The organism is Micromonospora sp. CNZ280 (assembly GCF_011759515.1).
In genome coordinates this window covers 969952-990342 of record NZ_JAAOYP010000003.1, presented here as the reverse complement: position 1 = coordinate 990342, position 20391 = coordinate 969952, and the positions used below count along the sequence as shown (strand labels likewise).

The 20391-nt window shown below is 74.5% G+C and carries 24 protein-coding genes; 18 read left to right on the top strand and 6 right to left on the bottom strand.

The genetic code is table 11. From position 1 onward, the window contains the following. Positions 1-109: 109 nt before the first annotated feature. The 4 genes from FHX32_RS26375 (at position 110) to FHX32_RS26360 (ending at position 3244) form a co-directional block, all read left to right on the top strand. A complete protein-coding gene (locus FHX32_RS26375; protein ID WP_167188676.1) occupies positions 110-1351 on the top strand; it encodes a histidine kinase in 1242 nt (413 codons plus the stop codon). After that, positions 1330-2076, top strand: coding sequence for a response regulator transcription factor (locus FHX32_RS26370; RefSeq protein ID WP_167189278.1), 747 nt, complete (start codon positions 1330-1332; stop codon positions 2074-2076). The genes FHX32_RS26375 and FHX32_RS26370 overlap by 22 nt, the downstream gene beginning before the upstream one ends. Before the next feature lie 335 nt (positions 2077-2411). Further along, positions 2412-2621 carry a DUF234 domain-containing protein gene (locus tag FHX32_RS35435; RefSeq protein ID WP_167189275.1) on the top strand — a complete coding sequence of 70 codons (210 nt, stop codon included), beginning with the start codon at positions 2412-2414 and terminating at the stop codon, positions 2619-2621. A gap of 155 nt (positions 2622-2776) precedes the next feature. Continuing rightward, positions 2777-3244 carry a hypothetical protein gene (locus tag FHX32_RS26360; RefSeq protein ID WP_167188673.1) on the top strand — a complete coding sequence of 156 codons (468 nt, stop codon included), beginning with the start codon at positions 2777-2779 and terminating at the stop codon, positions 3242-3244. Positions 3245-3339: 95 nt separating this feature from the next. On the opposite strand, the gene FHX32_RS26355 is transcribed toward FHX32_RS26360, so the two are convergent. Continuing rightward, positions 3340-4128 (bottom strand): M15 family metallopeptidase, encoded by a 789-nt coding sequence (locus FHX32_RS26355; RefSeq protein WP_167188670.1) that lies wholly within the window; start codon positions 4126-4128, stop codon positions 3340-3342. 306 nt (positions 4129-4434) lie between these two features. Between FHX32_RS26355 and FHX32_RS26350 the strand changes: the two genes are divergently transcribed. Continuing rightward, the gene (locus FHX32_RS26350; protein WP_167188667.1) at positions 4435-5076 is read left to right on the top strand and encodes a DUF6642 family protein; all 642 of its coding nucleotides are present in this window, start codon (positions 4435-4437) and stop codon (positions 5074-5076) included. 56 nt (positions 5077-5132) lie between these two features. Next, positions 5133-5597 carry a PPOX class F420-dependent oxidoreductase gene (locus tag FHX32_RS26345; protein ID WP_167188664.1) on the top strand — a complete coding sequence of 155 codons (465 nt, stop codon included), beginning with the start codon at positions 5133-5135 and terminating at the stop codon, positions 5595-5597. A gap of 34 nt (positions 5598-5631) precedes the next feature. On the opposite strand, the gene FHX32_RS26340 is transcribed toward FHX32_RS26345, so the two are convergent. Next, positions 5632-6273 carry an NAD(P)H-binding protein gene (locus tag FHX32_RS26340; RefSeq protein ID WP_167188662.1) on the bottom strand — a complete coding sequence of 214 codons (642 nt, stop codon included), beginning with the start codon at positions 6271-6273 and terminating at the stop codon, positions 5632-5634. 189 nt (positions 6274-6462) lie between these two features. Between FHX32_RS26340 and FHX32_RS26335 the strand changes: the two genes are divergently transcribed. Continuing rightward, entirely contained in the window at positions 6463-7329 is an 867-nt protein-coding gene (locus FHX32_RS26335; RefSeq protein ID WP_167188660.1) for a hypothetical protein, read from the top strand. Positions 7330-7333: 4 nt separating this feature from the next. Here FHX32_RS26335 and FHX32_RS26330 read toward each other — a convergent pair whose 3' ends face one another. Beyond that, on the bottom strand, positions 7334-8566 hold the full coding sequence (locus FHX32_RS26330) for a serine hydrolase domain-containing protein (RefSeq protein ID WP_167188658.1): 1233 nt from the start codon (positions 8564-8566) through the stop codon (positions 7334-7336). Between the two features lie 82 nt (positions 8567-8648). Between FHX32_RS26330 and FHX32_RS26325 the strand changes: the two genes are divergently transcribed. The 5 genes from FHX32_RS26325 (at position 8649) to FHX32_RS26305 (ending at position 11777) form a co-directional block, all read left to right on the top strand. After that, positions 8649-9233 (top strand): pentapeptide repeat-containing protein, encoded by a 585-nt coding sequence (locus FHX32_RS26325; protein WP_167188656.1) that lies wholly within the window; start codon positions 8649-8651, stop codon positions 9231-9233. Positions 9234-9278: 45 nt separating this feature from the next. Then, complete coding sequence (locus FHX32_RS26320) at positions 9279-9728, top strand: pyridoxamine 5'-phosphate oxidase family protein (protein WP_167188654.1); 450 nt, start codon at positions 9279-9281, stop codon at positions 9726-9728. A 236-nt stretch (positions 9729-9964) separates the two neighbouring features. Further along, positions 9965-10918: a hypothetical protein gene (locus FHX32_RS26315; protein ID WP_486481324.1), complete on the top strand. Its 954-nt coding sequence runs from the start codon at positions 9965-9967 to the stop codon at positions 10916-10918. Between the two features lie 100 nt (positions 10919-11018). Then, entirely contained in the window at positions 11019-11414 is a 396-nt protein-coding gene (locus FHX32_RS26310) for a hypothetical protein (protein ID WP_167188652.1), read from the top strand. A 42-nt stretch (positions 11415-11456) separates the two neighbouring features. Next, the gene (locus tag FHX32_RS26305; protein WP_088995736.1) at positions 11457-11777 is read left to right on the top strand and encodes a hypothetical protein; all 321 of its coding nucleotides are present in this window, start codon (positions 11457-11459) and stop codon (positions 11775-11777) included. A gap of 39 nt (positions 11778-11816) precedes the next feature. On the opposite strand, the gene dacB is transcribed toward FHX32_RS26305, so the two are convergent. Together dacB and FHX32_RS26295 are read right to left on the bottom strand one after the other, a co-directional pair. Continuing rightward, positions 11817-13400 carry a D-alanyl-D-alanine carboxypeptidase/D-alanyl-D-alanine endopeptidase gene (gene dacB / locus FHX32_RS26300; protein ID WP_167188650.1) on the bottom strand — a complete coding sequence of 528 codons (1584 nt, stop codon included), beginning with the start codon at positions 13398-13400 and terminating at the stop codon, positions 11817-11819. Between the two features lie 175 nt (positions 13401-13575). Further along, positions 13576-14013, bottom strand: a complete 438-nt coding sequence (locus FHX32_RS26295; RefSeq protein ID WP_167188647.1) for a hypothetical protein — start codon at positions 14011-14013, stop codon at positions 13576-13578. 199 nt (positions 14014-14212) lie between these two features. Here FHX32_RS26295 and FHX32_RS26290 point away from each other — a divergent pair, with 199 nt between their 5' ends. Further along, a complete protein-coding gene (locus FHX32_RS26290) occupies positions 14213-15286 on the top strand; it encodes a flavin-containing monooxygenase (RefSeq protein WP_167188644.1) in 1074 nt (357 codons plus the stop codon). A 174-nt stretch (positions 15287-15460) separates the two neighbouring features. Further along, on the top strand, positions 15461-15742 hold the full coding sequence (locus FHX32_RS26285) for an iron-sulfur cluster assembly accessory protein (protein WP_167188641.1): 282 nt from the start codon (positions 15461-15463) through the stop codon (positions 15740-15742). Here FHX32_RS26285 and FHX32_RS26280 read toward each other — a convergent pair. After that, positions 15726-16868 carry a beta family protein gene (locus FHX32_RS26280; protein WP_208419206.1) on the bottom strand — a complete coding sequence of 381 codons (1143 nt, stop codon included), beginning with the start codon at positions 16866-16868 and terminating at the stop codon, positions 15726-15728. The two genes, FHX32_RS26285 and FHX32_RS26280, sit on opposite strands and share 17 nt — an antisense overlap. A gap of 126 nt (positions 16869-16994) precedes the next feature. On the opposite strand from FHX32_RS26280, the gene FHX32_RS26275 reads away from it, so the two are divergent. From FHX32_RS26275 to FHX32_RS26260, 4 genes are all read left to right on the top strand, one after another. Beyond that, positions 16995-17132, top strand: coding sequence for a hypothetical protein (locus tag FHX32_RS26275; protein ID WP_208419205.1), 138 nt, complete (start codon positions 16995-16997; stop codon positions 17130-17132). A gap of 183 nt (positions 17133-17315) precedes the next feature. Next, on the top strand, positions 17316-17720 hold the full coding sequence (locus FHX32_RS26270) for a hypothetical protein (RefSeq protein ID WP_167188639.1): 405 nt from the start codon (positions 17316-17318) through the stop codon (positions 17718-17720). Positions 17721-17980: 260 nt separating this feature from the next. Beyond that, the gene (locus FHX32_RS26265; RefSeq protein ID WP_109901079.1) at positions 17981-18373 is read left to right on the top strand and encodes a cupin domain-containing protein; all 393 of its coding nucleotides are present in this window, start codon (positions 17981-17983) and stop codon (positions 18371-18373) included. A 99-nt stretch (positions 18374-18472) separates the two neighbouring features. Further along, complete coding sequence (locus FHX32_RS26260) at positions 18473-20269, top strand: glycoside hydrolase family 15 protein (RefSeq protein ID WP_167188636.1); 1797 nt, start codon at positions 18473-18475, stop codon at positions 20267-20269. Positions 20270-20391: the final 122 nt, after the last annotated feature.

The following is a 20391-nucleotide window of genomic DNA, read 5'->3' as shown; positions in this document are numbered from 1 at the left end:
CGGTCCCCCGCAGCGGCCGGCGGTCTCGCCTCGCGGCTACCTTGGTCGAGGTCGAGGTCTCGACTTTGGTAGCTGGTCGGCGCTCGGTACGGCTGCCTAGCATGGCCGGGTGACCAGCACCGCCGCCGCACCGGACCACCCCTGGCTGCTGCCGGGCGCGTTGACCGAGGCGGCCGGGCGCCCGCGGCGGACCACCCGCGACTGGATCATCGACAGCCTCTGCTTCCTGATCGCGGTGGTCTGGGTCCTGTTCTCGGCCGTCGACGCGGCCTCGTCCGAGCCGAGCTACGCGCTGAACACCGGCCCGTCCTGGCTGGAGGAGCTGGACGTCGTCTGCGGCCTGGCCGCGGCGGCCGGGCTCTGGGTCCGTCGGCGCTGGCCGGTGGGGCTGGCGGTGGCCACGCTGCCGCTCTCCATCTTCTCCGTGACCGCCTCGGCGGCGTTGCTGATCATCATCTTCACGCTCACCGTGCACCGGCCCATCCCGCTGGCGGCCGGGGTGACCGGCGTGCACCTGCTGACCGCCTTCGCCTACTACGAGCTGCGTCCCGACCCTGGCATGGCGTTCTGGCCGGCGATGATCTGGACGGTGCTGGTCCTGGTCGCCGTGCTCGCCTGGGGGATGTTCGTCCGGGCCCGCCGCCAACTGGTGGTGTCGCTGCGGGAACGTGCCGAGCGGGCCGAGGCGGAGCAGCAGTTGCGGGTGGCGCAGGCCCGCCAGCTGGAGCGCACCCGGATCGCCCGGGAGATGCACGATGTGCTGGCGCACCGGATCTCGTTGCTCAGTCTGCACGCCGGGGCGCTGGAGTTCCGCCCGGACGCCCCGCCGGAGGAGGTGGCGCGGGCGGCCGGGGTGATCCGGGGCAGTGCGCACGCCGCGTTGCAGGACCTGCGCGAGGTGATCGGGGTGCTCCGCGCGGAGACCGGCGCCGGGCAGGCGCCGGAACGCCCGCAACCCACCCTGGCCGACCTGCCCGCGCTGGTCGAGGAGTCCCGGGCCGCCGGGGTCCGGGTCAGCGTGCGCGACCTGGTCGGTGCGGCGGAGCGGCTGCCGGCGGCGGTGGGGCGCAGCGTCTACCGGATCGTGCAGGAGGGGCTGACCAACGCCCGCAAGCACGCCGCCGGCGCCGCTGTCACCGTCGACCTGGCCGGCGCGCCCGGCGACGGGCTGACCGTGGAGATCCGCAACCGGTGGCCGGTCGGCGGGGTGGCCGATCCGGAGATCCCCGGTGCCGGCACCGGCCTGGTCGGCATCGCCGAACGGGTCCACCTGGCCGGCGGGCGGCTGGAGTACGGCCGCGACGACAGCGGCGACTTCCGGCTGGCCGCCTGGCTGCCGTGGCCGGCGTGACCGGGCCCGCGCCGGGCGGGCCCGGCCCGGCCGCCGACCAGCCGCGGCCGGCCGTCGAAGGGCCGGTACGGGTGCTGATCGTCGACGACGATCCGCTGGTCCGGGCCGGCCTGTCGATGATCCTCGGCGGGGTGCCCGACCTGCTGGTGGTCGGCGAGGCCGCGGACGGCAGCGAGGTGCCCGCCGCGGTCGCCGCGTACGCGCCGGACGTGGTGCTGATGGACATCCGGATGCCCCGGCTCGACGGGCTGGCCGCCACCGAGGCGCTGCGCGCGCTGCCCCGGCCGCCGGAGGTGCTGGTGCTCACCACCTTCGACGCCGACGACCAGGTGCTGCGCGCGTTGCGGGCCGGGGCGGGCGGGTTCCTGCTCAAGGACACCCCACCGGCCGAGATCGTGCGGGCGGTGCACCGGGTGGCGGCGGGGGAGGCCACCCTCTCCCCGACGGTGACCCGCCGGCTGATCGACCACGTCACCGGTTCGGGCCCGGCGGCCGGGCCGGATCCGCGCCGGGAGCGGGCGCTGCGGCTGCTGGCCGGGCTCAGCGAGCGGGAGCGGGAGGTCGCGGTCGCGCTCGGGCAGGGCCGCACCAACGCCGAGATCGCGGCCGAGCTGTACATGAGCGTGGCGACGGTCAAGGCGTACGTGTCCCGGCTGCTGACCCGGCTCGACCTGAACAACCGGGTGCAGGTGGCCCTGCTGGTGCACGACGCCGGCCTGGTCTGACTCGTCCAATCCCCGACCCGAGGCGCCGCTTGGAATACACCTCATCCAGGCCCAGCAGCCGGCCACCTGGGATGCCGCCCTCACGCTGCTCGCCGCCGCCCTGCCCACCGGTCGGCCCAGCGTGGTCGTCTTGGATGAGATGCCATACCTGATCGCCACCGACCCCGGCTTCGAGGGCACGCTGCAGAAGGTCTTCGACCGGGAACTGTCGCGGGACATGCTCAATCTGTCGGCTGCGGAGGCGTTCGATGCCTACCTCGTCTCCGGCGGGCTACCGCTGATCCTCGACGAGTGGCCCGTTGGTGCCACCCTGAGCGACTACCTCGCCGACGTACCTGCCCGAGATCGAACGGGGACGGGGCGACCTGACGCTGAGGCGGATCTCCTCGTCCTGGACGTCCTGGCGCGGCAGGGCGATCGAACCCGTGGTGCGGGAGGCGTTGCGCCGGCTGCCCGACGGCTACCTACCCGAGGGAACCTCGGTCGTGGGCGGCTACTGGACGCGGACGAACGATCCGGAAATCGACCTGGTGGGTCTCCCGTAGCGGGGCGACCGCCGCGGGCGTCCTCGTGCTGTCACCCGAGGACCTGCTCGTCGCGTACCGGGATTGAACTTTCGGGGGGCGGGGGCCGTACCACTGGCCGAGGATGCGGTGCGGCGGGTCGGCCGCACCGCTGCCGGAGCCGCGGGAGGCCTACCGTGCGAGTTGGTGAGCAGTCGACGGATCCCATCGATCAGGTACTGGGCGAGGTGCCGGTTCCGGCCCCGCTGACCCCGGAGGATGTCCGGCTCGCGGTGCGGGCGGTGGTGGTGCACACCGCCGAGGAGTGGCCGTCGGGGCCGCTGTGCCGCAACGACGGCGCGACGTACCCGTGCCGGCTGCACCGCTGGGGACGCCGGGTGCTGACGGAGCACGGGCTCAACGAGCGGCAGATCGACGCCCTGATCCGGCACGGCAACCCGTTCGTGCACGTGCCGTTCCCGTTCACGGTGACCGGTCCCGCGCCGGCACGTACCGCCACGGCCGCGCCGCGCCCCGGTTATCCGCTGCACGGCCAGGCCGTCCGGGCCGCCACGCCGGGGGCGCGGCCGGCGGTCCGGCCCGCCAGCTCCGGCCGGCCGGTGGCTCCCCCCGCCACCGCGCCGCGCTGGCCCCGGGCGAGCTGAGCGGAGGGTACGGCCGTCAGCGCCCGCCGGGGCAGGACGACGCCGGCCCGGGCTCGGGATTCCCCTCCCGCCTGGGCCGGCGTCGCCGTCGTGGCTCAGTCGTTGCCGGCGCCGATCCCGCAGTCCGGCGCGGACCAGCTGGTGGTGTTCGCGGTCCGGTCCCGGTTGTTCTCCCGCCGGGAGTCGACGTGCACGTGGTCGTCGTGGTCGGGGTAGCCGGGTCCGAAGATCCCGCTGAAGCCCCGGGTGCGGGCGTCCCGGGCCAGCTGGCAGAGCGAGCTGGTACGTGAGGTGATGTCGGCGGCGGTGCCGTAGAGGTGCTGGCTGTCCGACGCGCCGCCGACCTGGTCGTTGCAGGCGCGGCTGCGGAAGCCGCTGCTCACGTAGATCGGCTTGTCGCCCGTGCTGCGCCGCAACGCCTCCAGCTTCCACATGGTGCGCAGCGCGTTCTGTCGGGTCTGGGCGGCCGAGAGCGGGCCCCCGCTCCACCCGCCCCGGCCGCAGCCGTCGTCCATCTCGGCGTAGCTGAAGTGCCGGGGCGTGCAGTCGTTGTCCTGGAGCTGGTAGAGCTTGCCGTACGTCTGCGGACCGGCGATGCCGTCCACCCGCAGCCCGTACGCGGCCTGGAAGCGGCGGACCGCGGCGGCGGTCTTCGGGCCGAACCGGCCGTCGAGCTCGACGATGTCCCGGTTGCCGGCCCAGCCGGCGACCCGGAGTTGGAGCTGGCGTACGTCGTCGCCGGAGCGCCCCTGGTAGAGGTTCCGTTGCCAGGTGTAGCAGCCGTCGGCATGGGCCGCTGGCGCGGCGACCACCGTGGCGATCGCGGCCCCGGGCACCGCCAGGGCGAACGCGACGACAGCCCGCTTCAAGGTGTTTACGCGCACAGAAGTCCTCCCGATAGGAGTGCGATTGGGGTGGCCTTCAGGACATCGACCGGGACGTCCCGTGATTTCCACCCTGACACTGATCCGGGGCTTAGGAGAGGGTTAACGAGAATTGTCCTCATGATTCGCGGTTCCTGGGTCTTGGCTGGGAATTAGGGTCATTCGCGAATCACCCATTCACCGCCGACGAGGCGCAGGAATCGCAGAACCGCACCGGACGTCACAATCGGTCACACCGAGGGTGATGTTCTCCTGGCCGGGGCGGCCGGTAACGTCAGCCCGGGCGGCGGACTGGCGGAGGTGGGCGTGGCACGCGGTGGCGTCTTCTGCGTCGAGGGGCAGTGGCACCGAGACCTCAACGAGCGGGGTTCCGTGCTGCCGACGCTGGAACTGCTGGAGCGGCTCGGGAAGATCCGGTTCATCCACCGGGACGCGGCCACCCGCGACGAGCTCTTCTACTTCCTCGACCGCTGGCTGCTCAAGCAGTACGCCGACTACCGGGTCGGCTTCTTCGCCATGCACGGCGAGCCGAGCCGGCTCTGCCTGACCGACTGGAACTCCGTCGAACTGGCCGACGTCGCGGAACTGATGTCCGGCCGCTGCGAGGGCCGCCGGCTCTATTTCGGCAGCTGCTCGGTGCTCCGCGCCTCCGACGCCGCGCTGCGCGAGTTCCTGCAGGTCACCGGGGCTGCGTTGATCTGCGGATACACCCGGGAAGTGGACTGGGTCGAATCGGCGGCCTTCGAGACCGTGCTGCTCGACGTACTGGCCAACGGGCAGCGGCACAACGCCGCCGAACTGCGGATGGGCTCGGCGCACTGGGCGCCGCTGGCGTCGTACCTCGGTTTCCGGGTGATCTACGCCAACGGCCGGGCGTGGCGGCCGACCGTGCGCCCCCGGGTCCCGGCGCAACCGGCCGGCGGGCGGGCCCCGGTCCCGCCCCGCTGACCCCGGCGGGGCCCGCCCGGGCCGTGCCCGGCCCAGGGTGCTGGTAGAAACGAGCGGTGGCACGAAGCATCGCGACGAACACCCGGGTCGACCGGGATGCCCTGCTCGACTTCATCCGGCCCCGGCACCGGGTCATCCTGATGACCACCCGGGCCGACGGCCGGCCGCAGTCGTCGCCGGTCGCCGCCGGGGTGGACCCGGCCGGCCGGCTGGTCGTCTCCACCTACCCGGAGCGCGCCAAGGTCACCAACATCCGCCGCGACCCCCGGGTGTCGGCGTGCGTGCTCTCCGACGACTGGAACGGCCCGTGGGTGCACCTCGACGGCACCGCCGAGGTGCTGGACCTGCCCGAGGCGCTGGAGCCGCTGGTGGAGTACTTCCGCTGCATCTCCGGCGAGCACCCGGACTGGGACGAGTACCGGCAGGCGATGGTGCGCCAGGGCAAGTCGCTGATCCGGGTCACCATCGACGCCTGGGGTCCGATCGCCACCGGCGGCTTCCCCGCCCGCCTGGCCGACTGACGGTGCCCCCACCCGCCGCACGGGCCCGCCGGGGTCAGTACGCGGCGGTGAAGCGGGTGTTCTCGTGCCGCGGGTTCTCGATCTCGTCCACGATCGCCACCGCCAGGTCCTCGTAGCTGAGCACCGAGCGACCCTGGTCGTCGGTGACCGGCTGGTCGCCGCCGGTGCGGTAGTGCCCGGTGCGCTCGCCCGGGTGAAACTCCAGCGGCGGCGGTGACACGTACGTCCAGCGGACCCCGTCGGCCGAGGACCGGTAGTAGTCGAGCGCCTCGGCCTGGCCCAACGCCGAGGGGCGGTACTCCTCGGGAAAGTCCGGCTCGTCGAGGTACCGGGTGCCGCGCGAGGTGAGCAGGGTGGAGCCACCACCCAGGTGGATGATCCGGGGCGCGTCCGGCATCCCGCGCAGCGTGGTCACCAGGTTCCGCGCCGCGGCCAGCCAGAGTCCGTGCTCGCCGCCGCCGATCGCCAGCACCATCGCGTCCGCGTCCGGCGCCAACTCCCGGACGCTCCGCTCGCTGGTGGCGTCGCCGGTCACCACGTGTACGCCGGCGGGCAGGTAGGAGGTGGCCTCCGGGCGCCGCACCGCCGCGATGACCCGGTGCCCCCGGTTGACCGCCTCGGCGGTGACCCGCGATCCCGCGGTGCCGCCCGCCCCGAACACGACGATGTTGCTCACGACCGCCTCCCGCCCCGCGTCCCGGTCCGGCCCGGCGGAGCCGGCCTCCGGGACGTAGCCCTCTCCAGGCTATTGACCGCTGCCGGCGCGCGCTGGCGGACCGGGATCCCCACGCCATCGCCAGTGACCCCTTGTGTGCGCGCCGGCACTCCGATGAACTGGTACGGGAACGGCCGGCGCGGAGGTGCCATGACCGAGGTACAGGACGCGGCCGACGGCGCCGAGCCTGCCGGTCCGGCGCCGGAGGACGAGCCGCGGCAGCGCTGGCCTGATCGGGCGCGGGCCTGGCTGCGCCGGCTGAAGCCGGTCGGCCCGCCGGCCGGGCGGTGGCTCGCCGGGGTCCTCGCCGCCGTCGTCACCGCGGCGGTGACCGCCTGGCTCCTCGCCTGGGGCCTGCTCCCGGGCGACCCGCCGCCGCCGGGCGACCCGGACGCGCTGCCCTTCACGGTCGCGGTCCGCAGCGAGCACGACGAGACGGACGGCTGGGTGGTCGTCGCGCCACTCGCGGAGATCCCGGCCCGGCCGGGCTGGCGCGACGACTGGTCGCCGTGGGCCCGGGAGGCCAACGCGGTGCCGGCCTCCCGCCTCGGCGTGTCCTTCACCGTCCAGGGCGTCAGCGAGGCCCAGGTGACGCTCACCGACCTGCGCGTACGGGTGGCGACGCGGCGCCCCGCCGTGCGGGGGGTGTTCGCCGTGCCGGGCGGTGGCGGGCCGAGCGCCTACCGGTGGGTGGACGCCGACCTGGACGAGGATCCGCCGGCGCTCCGCGCCGGCATGTTCGTCGAGGGCGAGGGCGGCGTCCCGGCGCACGAGCGGAGGGAGATCCGCTTCCCGTACCGGGTGTCGCTGACCGACGCCGAGACGTTCCTCGTCGTCGGCCACACCGAGCGGTGCGACTGCGAGTGGCGGGTCGAGCTGGACTGGGCGTCGCAGGGGCGCACCGGTACCGTCACCATCGACGACGCCGGACGCCCCTTCCGGGTCACCGGCACCGCCGGCGCGCACACCGCCTGCTACACCTTCCCGGACGACATCGAGGAGTGCCGGCCGCGGTGACCGGTCAGTCGACCAGGGCGGAGTAGACCAGCTGGCGCAGCTGCGGCCGGAGCGGGTAGGTGCTGGACGGCAGCAGCTGGGTGAAGAGCAGCGCGGTGATCTCCTCGACCGGGTCCACCCAGAACGCGGTGCTCGCCACGCCGCCCCAGTAGTACTCGCCGACGCTGCTCGGCACCCGGCTCGGGATCGGGTCCTCGACCACCGCGAAGCCGAGCCCGAAGCCGATCCCGTCGAGGGTGGTCTCGGCGAAGCCGCCGGTGGACAGGGTGCCCAGGTCCTGCCCGCCGGGCAGGTGGTTGCGGGTCATGAAGCGCACCGTGCGGGGGCCCAGCAGGCGCACCCCGTCCAGTTCGCCGCCGCGCAGCAGCATCTGGGTGAACCGGTGGTAGTCGGCGGCGCTGGAGATCAGGCCGCCGCCGCCGGACAGGAACGCCGGCTTCTCGTACGCCAGGGCGCCCAGCTTGTCGTAGCGGAACGCGCGGCCGGTGCGCGGGTCGGGCGCGTAGAGCGTGGCGAGCCGGTCGGCGGCGTCGCCGTCGACCCACCAGTGGGTGTCGGTCATGCCGAGCGGGCGGAAGATCCGGTCGGCGAAGAAGGCGTCCAGGCTCTGCCCGGAAACCACCTCGACCAGCCGGCCGAGCACGTCGGTGGCGACCGAGTAGCCCCACGCGGTGCCGGGCTGGAACAGCAGCGGCAGCTCGCCGAAGGCTCGGCAGGCGGTGGCCAGGTCGACGTCGGCCGGCGGGTGGAGGTCGTAGCCGGCGGCCCGGTAGAGGCCGTCGACCACCGAGGTCTGCATGAAGCCGTACGTCAGGCCGGCGGTGTGGGTGAGCAGGTGCCAGACCCGGATCGGCTCGATCGCCGGCACCGTGTACGGCTTGAGCGTCGAGCCCTTCGAGTAGACCCGCAGGTCGGCGAACTCGGGCAGCCAGCGGCTGATCTCGTCGGTCAGCTCGAAGCGGCCCTCCTCCCAGAGCATCATCGCGGCGACCGAGGTGACCGGCTTGGTCATCGAGTAGATCCGCCACAGCGTGTCCGGCCGCACCGGCCGGCCGGCCTCCACGTCCCGCAGCCCGTACGTCGAGGCGTGCGCCACCTCGCCGCGGCGGGTGACCACCACCTGCCAGCCGGCCAGCTGGCCGGCGTCGACGTACCTGCCGAAGTGATCGTCGATCCGCGCCAGCCGCGCCGGGTCGAAGCCGATCTGGTCCGGGTCGATGCTGCGTGCCACACTCACGCCGCCGAACCTACTCGGCGGTACCGCTCGGCCGGAAGGGCGGACGACCACACATGTCGGTGGTCGTCGGTAGCCTGGCCCGATGCCCGAGGACGCGACCTTCCGCAACGAGGACTGGTACGGCGAGGAGCTGGTCGACCGGCACTTCGTCCGCTGCTCGTTCCTCCACGTCGACCTGACCGAGGCGGTCAGCCGGGGCGCGGTCTTCGACGGGTGCACTTTCGGCAACGTGAAGTTCAACGCCTCCCGGCACACCGACTCGGCCTTCACCCGGTGCACCTTCACGCGGTGCAACCTCTTCGAGGCCGAGTTCACCGGCTGCAAGCTGGTCGGCAGCACCTTCGCCCAGTGCGACCTGCGGCCGTTGACGATCGCCGGCGGTGACTGGTCGTTCGTCGCGCTCCCGGGCGCCGACCTGCGCGGGGTCCGGATCACCGACGTGCGGATGCGGGAGGTCGACCTGACCGGGGCCGACCTGACCGGGGCCACCGTCACCGGCGTCGACCTGTCCGCCGCCCAGCTGCACAGTTCCCGGCTCGCCGGCGCCGACCTGCGGGGCAGCGACCTGACCGCGCTCGACCCGACGGTGGTGGAGCGGGCCGGCGCGATCGTCGACACCGAGCAGACCGTGGTGATCGCCCAGGCGCTCGGCTTCGAGATCCGCTGAAAAAGCCGACGCCGGTTGTCAGGTTTCCCTGCCAGGGTGGGTGGCATGGCATGGTGGTCCGACCTGGTAGCTGAGCAACCCGAGTTCGCCGAGCGGGTACGCGCCCGCTTCACGGTGCGCAAGCACGGCACGATGGCGACGCTGCGCCGCGACGGCTCGCCGCGGATCAGCGGCACCGAGTTCGACTTCGGCCCCGAACACCTGCGGCTGGGCAGCATGGCCGGCGCGCTCAAGGCTCTCGACCTGCGCCGCGACCCCCGGGTGGCGCTGCACTGCCCGACCGAGGACGCGCCCGAGGACGACCCGCGGGTCTGGGGCGGCGACGCGAAGATCGCCGGGATCGCCCACGAGGAGCCGGCAGGCGAGGACGGCTCGCACCGGTTCCGGATCGAGCTGACCGAGGTGGTGCTGACCCGGGTCGGCGATCCGGCGGACCATCTGCTCATCGAGAGCTGGCATCCGGGCCGGGGCCTGCGGCGGCGCGAGCGGCGCTGAGGCCGCCCCCACCGCGCTCGGCCCCGCCCGCGCCGCCGACCCGGCGCGGGCGTCGTCGTGGTGGCTCGGACCGGGATTCCCGATTTTCCGGCGTATCCGCTACCTTCCGGTGACGAACCGGGTAACCCGACCGTCCACGTTGCGGAACGGGCGACCCGGTGCGAACGTTGGGACGGCTCACCCCGGCGGCGCGCGCGCCATCGGGGCCGGGCCGGGCGGTGGGGAGTGGAGGGTCGGTGGCGGAGGAAGACCTCACCCGAGCGCGCGCCGGTGCGACCGGTCCGGCCAGCCATCGCGCGTCCGGCACACCGGCCCGGCACCGCTCGACCCTGCCATTGCCGGCCCGGGTCCGTGCGGCGCTGCGGTGGTTGGCCCGCCTCCGGCAGCGCCGCCGCTGGGTGCTGGAGGGGTTCGCGGCATTCGCCTGCCTGGCCGCGCTGGTGTCGTACCTGGCCGCCCAGCCGGATCCGGCGCCGGGCGAACGAGGCGGCGGCCCGGACGGACTGCCGGCCGGCATCGGCCGACCCAGCGCGTTCCCCGGCGCCGAACTGCACCGCCCGGCCACCGGGCCGGCCTCACCAGGGTTGCAGCCACGCCAGCGGCCACCGAGCCCCACCCCGTCCGGGTCGGCGACCTCCGGCCCGCCGGTCCGCCCCACCCTCACCGTCGAGCAGCGGGAGGTGCCCGCGCAGGTGGACCTGACCGCGTCGGGCAGCCGCGACTGGATCCACTGGGGACTGCGCGGCGGCGACTCGACGGTGCGCAAGCGCGACGGCTCCGGCGAACTGGTCGACGCCGGCGGCCGCGGCGTCCGGGGCGGCTGGGACGCCAACCAGGAGACGGTCAGTTGGCGCGACGGCGCACCGGTCCGCTCGGTCGACGGCACCGCGACCGGGGTCTACACCTGCGGGGCCGGCAGCGGGTTCACGCTGACCGTGGCCGGCGCCGGCGAGGCGCGCACGGTACGGCTGTACGCCGGGGTCTGGATGGCTCGGGGACGGCTCGAGGTGCGGCTCGGCGACCTGAGCCGGACGCTGCGGATGGAGGACCCGCACACGCTCCGGTCCGCCGAGTTCACCGTCCGGTTCCAGGCTCCGAAGGGGACCCGGGTGGTGCTGACCTGGGTGGCCGAGGAGGTGTTCACCGGTGAGTGCGGCAGTGTGAGCCTCCAGGCGCTCGCGCTGCGCTGACCGTCGGTCCGCCGGCTGAGCCACCGGTTCCCCGAGCGGGGGAGTCGCTCCACCCCGCGGCGGGAGTGGCGCCGGCCGGCGGCCGAGCAGGGTGGACGGCATGATCCGCACCCTGCCGCCGCCGGCACCGCCCGCCCCACCGACCCAGACCCGTCGCCCGGTCCTGCCGTACGCCGTGCTCGGCTGGGCCCTGACCTACGGCGCGCTGCGACTGTGCTGGGCGGTCGCCGGCGCCCCCGCGTTCTCGCCGCTGGACACCGACCTGATGGTCTTCACCGGGTGGTGGGCGGTGGGGCTCTGCGCCGCCACGGCGCTGCTCGGCGCGGCGCTGGGCCGCGCCCGCACCTGGCATCCCGCGCTGGTCGCGGCCGGCTGGGCGGTCTGCGCGGCGCCGTCGACTACCACCGGCGCACCCGCCGCGCCTGCCGGGCGTGCGGGCGGTGACTCCGGTCTGCCGGGACAGTTTGTCCGTCGCGCCGGGTCCGGGGCGTCGTAGCGTTCTGCTGTCCGGTCCGACGATCCTGTGTGGAGGGTCCCGATGAGCAGCGCCACCCGCACCGCCCGACCGACCGCCGCGCGGGAACCGGCCGGGGAGGTGCTCCGGGAGATCCCCCTGCCGCCGTACGTGACCGGGGAGGACGCCCAGTTCGCCGTACGGGCGGTGGTGGTGCACGCGCCGCGGCGCTGGTCGGGCGGGACGGTCTGCCGCAACGACGCCAGCCCGCACCCGTGCCGGCTGCACCGGTGGGGCACCCGGGTGCTGGCGCTGCGCGGCCTGCACGCCGCCGACATCGCCGCGCTGATCGAGCGGGGCGACCCGACCGCCGCGGTGCCGCCGCCGCGCCGGCCGGGCGCCTGAGCCGGTGCGGGCCCCCGGCCCGGGGGCCCCGCACCGGTGTCAGCAGACGATCGGCTTGACCCAGGAGCACTCCCGGCCGTCGGGCACCCGGGGTGCGTCGGGGGCCGCCGGCGGCGCCACCCGCGCCGCGCCCACGCCCTCCTCGCGGTACGTGGCCAGCGCGATGGCGATCTGGTCCTCCAGCCCCTTCACCGACGAGGCGAGGTAGTTGTTCAGCAGGACCGAGAACGCCAGCACCCGGCCGTCGGCGTCGGTGACGTAGCCGGAGAGGCTGGAGACGCCGGTCAGGCTGCCGGTCTTGGCGTGCACGTTGCCGGCCGCCGCGGTGCCCCGCATCCGGCTGCGCAGGGTGCCGCCGACGAACCGCTCGGGTTCGCCGGCGATCGGCAGCGCCGCGTACCAGGCGTCGAACCAGGGTTCGGCGCGGACCGCGGCGAGCAGCCGGACGAACTCGTCGGCCGGCACCAGGTTCCGCCGGGACAACCCGGAGCCGTCCCGCTGGCGCAGCGTGCCGGTGTCCAGCCCGGCGTCGGCCACGTACCCGGCGATCGCCGAAAGCCCGGCCGACCAGGTGCCGGAGCCGGAGCGCATCCGCCCGATCTCCTTGGTGAGCACCTCGGCGTGGCCGTTGTTGGAGAGCTTGAGGAAGGGCACCATCAGCTCCGCGAGGGTCATCGAGTCGTGCCGGGCCACGGTGGCGGCCGCCTCCGGGGTGGGCTGCCCGAGGACGGTCCGGCCGAGCACCCGTACGCCGTGCTTGCGCAGTGCCGCCCGGAAGACGTCGGCGGCGTACCCGGTGGGCTCCCACACCGTCACCCAGTCGCTCTCCGGCTCGTCGCCGACGACGATCTGGCCGGTGACCACGACGGTGTTGCTGCCGTGCTCGCGTTCGAAGGAGATCGAGGTCTCGCCGCTGGCCACCGTCTCGGCCCGGTTGTCGAACCGGAGGTAGCCGGTGGCCGGCGTGGTGGTCAGCACCGGCCGGTGGCCGGCGGCGGCTCCCGGCGCCGCGTGCACGATCACCGTGCCGGCGTCGTAGTCGGTGTCCGGTGCCACGGTCAGCGCGGACACCTGCGCGGCGTAGTAGTACGGCTCGTCGTCCCAGGTCCAGTCCGGGCCCAGCCGGGTGCGGTCGTAGCGGGTGTCGTCGGCCACCAGGTTCCCGGTGACCAGCCGGACGCCGGCGGCGGCCACCTGGGCGGCGAGCGCGTCGTAGTCGGCGGCCAGCATGGTCGGGTCGCCGCCGCCGCGCAGGTGCAGGTTGCCGGAGACCACCCCGGCCCGGCGGGTGCCGCTGGTCAGCACGTCGGTGCGGAACCGGTGCCCGGCGCCGAGCAGTTCCAGGGCGGCGGCCGAGGTGAGCAGCTTGGTGTTGGAGGCGGGGATCAGCCGGCGGTCGCCGTTGCGGTTGTAGACGGTCTCTCCGCTGGCGGCGTCGACCACCACCACCGAGGCCTGGGCTCCGGCCAGCCGGGAATCGGCCAGGATCGCGTCGATGGTGGCGTTGAGGCGGGTCGCCGCGGGTGTCGGCGATTCGGCGGTGGCGGTGGGCGCGCCGGCGGTGGCCGCGGCGGCGACCAGCGCGACCAGCGCGAGCGTCCGGGGGAAGAGACGTCGATGCATGCGTCGATGCTGTCATGGAGATATCTGCCGGCAAAATCTCCGAGCCGAAAGAAATTGCCGCCGATGGCGCGGGCGCGGCGGCGCGCGGTGGTGCCCCGGCCCGGCGGTGCGGTGGTGAAGCGGTGCGGCAGTGCGGTGGTCGGGCGGTGCGGTGGCCGTCACGCCGGTGCCCGGTTCAGCCGTCCAGCCGGCGGGCGGTCACCGGGCCGTCCGGCGGCTGCTCGTCCGGGGCGACGACGGCGACCGCCCGGTCCACCAGGCCGTCGCTCACCAGCACCAGCCGGTGGCACGCCGGGTCGCCGGTCCGCTCGGGCAGCCGCCCGGCCAGAGCGCGGACCCGCTCGGCGGAGGCGTCGTCGAGCACGAACCCCGCGGCGTCCCACCGCCCGTCCACCGTGAAGAACGCGTCGCTGTCCCGCTCCAGGTCGCCGCTGAGCACCACCGTCCGGTCCTCGCCGTCGAGGTCGCTGGACGCCTCGTTGAGCCCCCACGCCTGATATGACGCCCGACCCTCGTCCGGCGCGTCGGCCACGCCCACGCCCTCGCACCCGGTCAGCAGCAGCCCCAGCACCACCGCCGGAAGCAGGGCCCGCCACCCGACCCGTCCGCCCATCCCACCCTCCGCGACGCCGATCCTGCCCGATCAGACCCCGGCCGCGGGGCACCGGTTCCAACCCGCGCCCCGCGCCGCCGGTTTTATCCGCGCCGGGCTCACCCCGCACCGGTTCCACCGGGCCGGGCGGCCGGTGCGGTGTGAGCGGGACGACGTTCCCGGCGGGCAGCCCGCGGCGGCCGGCGTTGTTGCACCACGCATGGACGCCCGCGACGTCGACGTGCTGGTGATCGGCGCCGGCCAGGCCGGCCTCTCCGCCGGCTACCACCTGCGCCGCACCGGTTTCACCCCGGCGACGGGCTTCGTCATCCTGGACGCCGACGACGGCCCGGGCGGGGCGTGGCGGCACCGCTGGCCGACCCTGCGGCTGGACCGGGTGCACGGCTTCCACGAGCTGCCCGGGATGCCCTTCCCGGCGGCCGACCCCGACCGTCCGGCGGCCGAGGTGGTCAGCGCCTACTTCGCCGCGTACGAGCGCGAGTTCGACCTGCCGGTACGCCGGCCGGTGCACGTGCGGGCGGTCACCTCGCGCCCCGACGGCCGGCTCGACGTCGCCACCGATCGGGGAACCTGGTCCACCCGGGCGCTGATCAACGCCACCGGCACCTGGACCCGGCCGTTCTGGCCGTACTACCCGGGTCGGTCGCTGTTCCGCGGCCGCCAACTGCACACCGCCGACTACCGGGGGCCGGACGAGTTCGCCGGGAAGCGGGTCGTGGTGGTGGGCGGGGGCACCTCCGCCGTACAACTGCTCGGCGAGGTCTCCACGGTCGCCGCGGAGACGACCTGGGTGACCCGGCGGCCGCCCGACTTCCGGGCCGGTGAGTTCGGACCCGATCGCGGCCGGGCCGCGGTGGCCCTGGTCGAGCAGGCGGTCCGCGCCGGCCGCCCGCCGTCGAGCGTGGTCGGGGTGACCGGGCTGCCGCTCACCGCCGAGCTGCTCGGGTTGCGCGAGCGTGGCGTCCTCGACCGGTTACCCGTCTTCGACCGGATCACGCCCGACGGCGTGGCCTGGGCCGACGGGCGGTTCGTCGCCGCCGACGTGATCCTCTGGTGCACCGGCTTCCGGGCCGCGCTGGACCACCTCGCCCCGCTGCGGCTACGCGGCCCGGGCGGGGGTGTCGCCATGGACGGCACCCGGGTGGTGGCCGACGAGCGGATTCACCTGATCGGGTACGGGCCGTCGGCGAGCACGATCGGCGCCAACCGGGCCGGCCGCGCGGCGGTACGCGACATCCGCGCGCTGCTCGCCCCGGCGACCCTCGCGCACTGACCGGGCTCGATTTGACGGATCCGCCGGCAGCGGGCACCGTAGGCCGTGAAGGGGCCTCAGCTGCCCCGACGCGACGGGGCGATCGAGGCCCCGGCAATCGCCTCCCACGTGTGCTCGCCCGTGGGCCGGTCCGGCCCGCGCCGTGAATCCGAGAAATCCACGAGGAGTTCCGCCATGCTCACCATGACCGACAACGCCGTCCTGGTCATCCGCGACCTCGCCAACCAGCAGGACGTCGCCGAAGAGGGCGGGGTGCGCATCGCCGCCGACACGCAGGCCGGTTCGCTCACCGTCGAACTGGCGGCCCAGCCGGCGCAGGGCGACCAGGTGGTGGACAACCAGGGCGCCCGGATCTTCCTCGACGCGGACGCCGCCGAACTGCTCGGCGACGCCTCGGTGGACGCGACCGTCGACGACGAGGGCATCATCCAGTTCGGGTTCACAGAGAAGCAGTAGCAGCCGGCGATCCGCCGCCGGGCCCGGTCAACCGGCCCGGCGGGTCTGCTCGCCCCGAGGCCGGGCCGCCCGGCCGGGTGCGCCGGGCCGCCCGGCCGGGTGCGCCGGGCCGCCCCGGCCGGGCGTCCGGGCGCAGCAGGGTGGCCAGCACGTGCGCCAGGTGGTGCGAGGTGCTCCACGCCGCCCAGTTGCTCGCCGACCCGGCACCGGCTACCCGCCGGGCTCGCCGGAGGATCTCGTGGTCGCCCCATGAGTAGGCCGCCCCGGCGGTGGGCCAGTGCGGGGCCGAGACCAGCGCGCGACACAGGTCGGCGAACCGGTCGTCGCCCCGCCCGCCGCGCCGCGACCACCGGTAGACCCACCAGGCGCCGTCGGCCGTGTAGCGCATGGTGGGCAGCCGGTCGGCCGGCTGGTCCGCGACGGGCACCGCGGAGGCCACCCCGTAGTCGCCGTACCCGACGCCGAGATCGGCCAGGCGCTGCCAGAGCAGCCAGTCCCAGCGGTCCAGACGGACCGGTTCGTCGGTGGGCAGCCGGGACAGGCTCGGCGGCATCCCGCCGGCCGCCACGGTCACCGACCGCCAGGCGTGCCGGCGCGCCCAGTCGAGCAGCCGGCGGACCCGGGGTTCGGCCGACCGCACGTCCGCCGGGCAGCACACGTCACCGGCGTCGACCAGCAGGTCGCACTGCTCGGGCACCAGCCGGGTGAACCGCCACACCCGCTCCACGGCGGCGGTGGTGGCGTCCGGCCCGGCCCGGTCCTGGGCCACCCGCAGCCGCACCACCGCGCGGTGGGCGTACGCCCGGGCGGTCAGGCCGTGCGCGACCAGCCGCCGGTCGCTGTCCGCGAGCCCCACCACCGGCACCAGCGGTACGCCCCAGCGGACCGGTTCGGTCTCCGGCAGATCGGGCAGGGCGCCGACGTCGACGGCCGGCACCAGACCCTCCGGCAGCCGGCCGAGGACGTCCATCGAATTCGCGTCCGCAGTAGACACCTGGAGGATCGGGGCGAGCAGGGAAACGACGACGCCGTCGAGGTGGCTGAGCGCCTCCAGCTCACCCCGCCGGCAGGCGAGGACGGGGCGGTAGACCGGTTCCGCCGCCCGACCCCCGTGGGCGGGCTCCATACCTCAGCCTATGTCAGACATCGTCGATCGTCATCGGGTCGAGCCGGCCGCGGCGCGCGTACCGCCGGTCCGGGCCGTCGACGCGGTCCGCCCGGCGACGATCTCGACGCTCCACACCGGACGGGCGTGCCCCCGCTCCGCCTCGATCTCGATGACCGGGGGCCCGACGACGACGTCGAGGTCACGTTCGAGGGCTCGGCCGGCGAGTACGAGCTGAAGGTGCGCTGCGTGGGCAGGGAACCGGTGGCCGTCCCCGACGCCTGACCGCGACAACGGCCCTGACCTGCGGCGGAGCGGTGACAGTGTCCGTGATCGGACAACCGCCGACCTGGTTGCCGGAACGGTCACGACCTACGTTCGATGACAAAGGGTGCGATCGGCGATGATCCCGCCCCTGCCGCGACAACTGCCTCATCGCCGCCCTCCAGGCGGCCCGGGAGGGCACCGATGTCCAGTTCCAGGACCCGGCGTGGGCCGGCCCAGCCCGATCCGGGGGACGACGACGCCGCCCGTGCCGACGCGCAGGTCACCACCTGCGCCACCGTCGGCCTGCCGACGACGGCTCGGGTGCTCTTCGCGGTGGTGACCGCCGACGGCAACCTGGTCCGCGGGCTCGGCGTCGCGCAGGCGACCCGCCTCGCCCGGGGCAAGTACCAGGTCATCTTCGACCAGGACGTGACGGCCGCCGGGTACGTGGGAACGATCGGGCTCCCCGGCAGCGCGGGCGTCGCCCCGCCCGGTCAGGTGGCCGTGGCCGGCCGCACCGGCATCCCGAACGGCGTCTTCGTCTCCACCTTCGCCGGCGACGGCAGCGTCGCCGACCGGCCGTTCCACCTGACGGTGCTCTCCTGACCGCACCGTCGGTCCGCCGCCGTGAGCAAAAGAGCGCACGGCGCCGCTCGACCTGGGTCGAAGCGTCGCCGCGCTCGGGCCGTCTCCCACCACCGCAGCCGTACGGCGGTACGTCAGCGGGGACCTGGCTCGACCGGCCGCGCTGCACCGGTCGAGGTGTCGATCCCCGTCCTGGATGGAGCCAAACCTCGAAGAGGTGGCAAATTCCACCGTCTGCCAGGCCCGGCGTGACGCGGGGCCGGACCGGGTATGAGCCCGGCATGGAGCATTTCACGATCGCGACCGTCGCCGAGAAGAGCCCGGACTTCCGGCGGGTGCTGTGGACCGGAACGCACACCCAGTTGGTGATCATGACGATCCCGCCGGGCGGTGAGATCGGCGAGGAGGTCCACGAGGACATCGACCAGATCCTGACCTTCGTCAGCGGCACCGGCGAGGCCCGGGTCGCCGGGGAGAAGCGCGAGGTCGTCCAGGGCGACCTGGTGGTGGTGCCGGCCGGCACGAAGCACAACTTCGTCAACACCGGGCCGAACCCGCTGGTCCTCTACACCGTCTACGGCCCGCCGGAGCACGCCGACCAGGCGGTGCACCGCACCAAGGAGGAGGCGGACGCGGCGGAGGCCGCCGGCGAGGACGAGCCGCCCACCTCCTGACCCGGTGCCGGCGGCACCGACCGGGCCGGCGAACCGGTCCGGCCACGGTCGTGCCGGCGACCCCGGTCTGAGGCGGGCCGATCCGGGTACCCGCAGCGGGTGGACGAGCCGGCGATCTCCGACTACGGCTTCCTGTCCGACTGCCGCTCCGGTGTGCTGGTCGGCCGGGACGGCTCGATCGACTGGTGGTGCCCGGACCGGTTCGACGCCCCCTCGGTGTTCGGCCGGATCCTGGGCCCCAAGGCCGGGCACTGGCTCCTGGCCCCCGTCGCCGCCGGCCGGCCCGGGCACCGGGTGGAGCGCTCCTACCAGCCGGACACCCTGGTGCTGCGTACCGTGCACCACACGCCGGAGGGCAGCGTGGCGGTGACCGACGCGCTGGCCGCCGAACTTGGCGCCCGGGGGCACGAGCTGGGCAGGAACTCGCCGGCGGTGCTGCTGCGGGTGGTCGAGGGGCTCAGCGGCCGGGTGCCGATGGAGCTGGACTTCTGCCCCCGGCCGGATTACGGGCTGCTGCTTCCGTACCTGCACGACCAGCCGGACGGCGGGGTGCTGGCGGCGTGCGGCTCGGTGACGCTGACGCTGCACGGCCAGGGCCTGCCGCTGCGCGCCGGGCAGGACCGGGTCCGGCACGAGTTCGCGGTCTCCGCCGGCGACGTCATCGGCTTCGACCTGGCCTACGGGCCCGCGTACGGTGACCCGCCGGCCCGGCTGGACCCGGTCGTCGCGCTCGCCGAGACCGTGCAGGCGTGGGAGGCGTACCGGGAGTCGCACCACTACCCCGGCGAGTACGCCGACCTGGTCCGGCACAGCGCCACCGTGCTGACCGGGCTCACGTACAGCCGCAGCGGCGCGGTGGCCGCGGCGCTCACCACGTCGCTCCCGGAGGAGCTCGGCGGCGATCGCAACTACGACTACCGCCTCTCCTGGCTGCGCGACTTCGCGATGACCCTGCGCGCCTTCTGGGTGGCCGCCTGCCCGTACGAGACGTCCCGCCTCTTCGCCTGGGTGGCCCGCTCGATCGGCCAGGTCGGTGAGATGCCGGTGCCGGTGATGTTCGGCCTGGCGGGGGAGCGGGACCTCTCCGAGCACGAACTCACCCACCTGCCCGGCTACGCCGGCAGCCGGCCGGTGAGCGTCGGCAACGACGCCTGGCGGCAACGCCAGCTCGACGTCCCGGGCGAGGTGATCCTGGCGACCTGGCAGCTGCGCGACTACCTCGGCACCAGCTTCGAGAAGGAGCTGCGCGAGATGGTGCTCGGGCTGGCCGAGCAGGTGGCCGCCACCTGGCACCTGCCCGACCGGGGGATGTGGGAGGCCCGGGAGGACGCGCGGCACTACCTGTCGTCGAAGGTGCTCTGCTGGGCGGCGATGGACAAGGCGGTGGCGTTGGCGCCCCGGCTCGGCGAGCGCGCCGACCCGCGGCGGTGGGCCGCGGTCCGGGACGAGATCCGGGCCACCGTGCTGCGCGAGGGCTGGAACGACCAGGTCGGCGCTTACACCGCCTTCTTCGGCTCGCCCGAGCTGGGTGCCTCGGCGCTCTACCTGCCAGTGGTGCGCTTCCTGCCGGCGACCGACCCGCGGATGCGCGCCACCATCGAGGCGGTCGAGCGGGAACTCGGCACCCCCGACGGGCTGGTCCGGCGCTGGGCCAGCGAGCCGGCGGGTTTCCTGCTCTGCTCGTTCTGGCTGGTGGAGTGCCTGGCGATGGCCGGTGCGCGGGACCGCGCCCGGCGGCTGTTCGAGCGGGTGGTCAAGCACGCCAACGACGTGGGCCTGCTCAGCGAGCAGATCGACCTGCGCGACGGCGCGCAGCTGGGCAACATCCCGCAGGCGCTCTCGCACATCGGCCTGATCAACGCGGCCTGGCGGCTCACCGAGCCGACCGGCGAGTGACGCCGGGCCGGAGATCCTGCAACAGACCTGCAAGCGCAATCCATTGACGCTCGTATGTGACCGGTCCTAGCCTTTCGAGTACGGGAAGTCCTTTAAGGCAGCTTTTGATCCCGTTCGTCCCC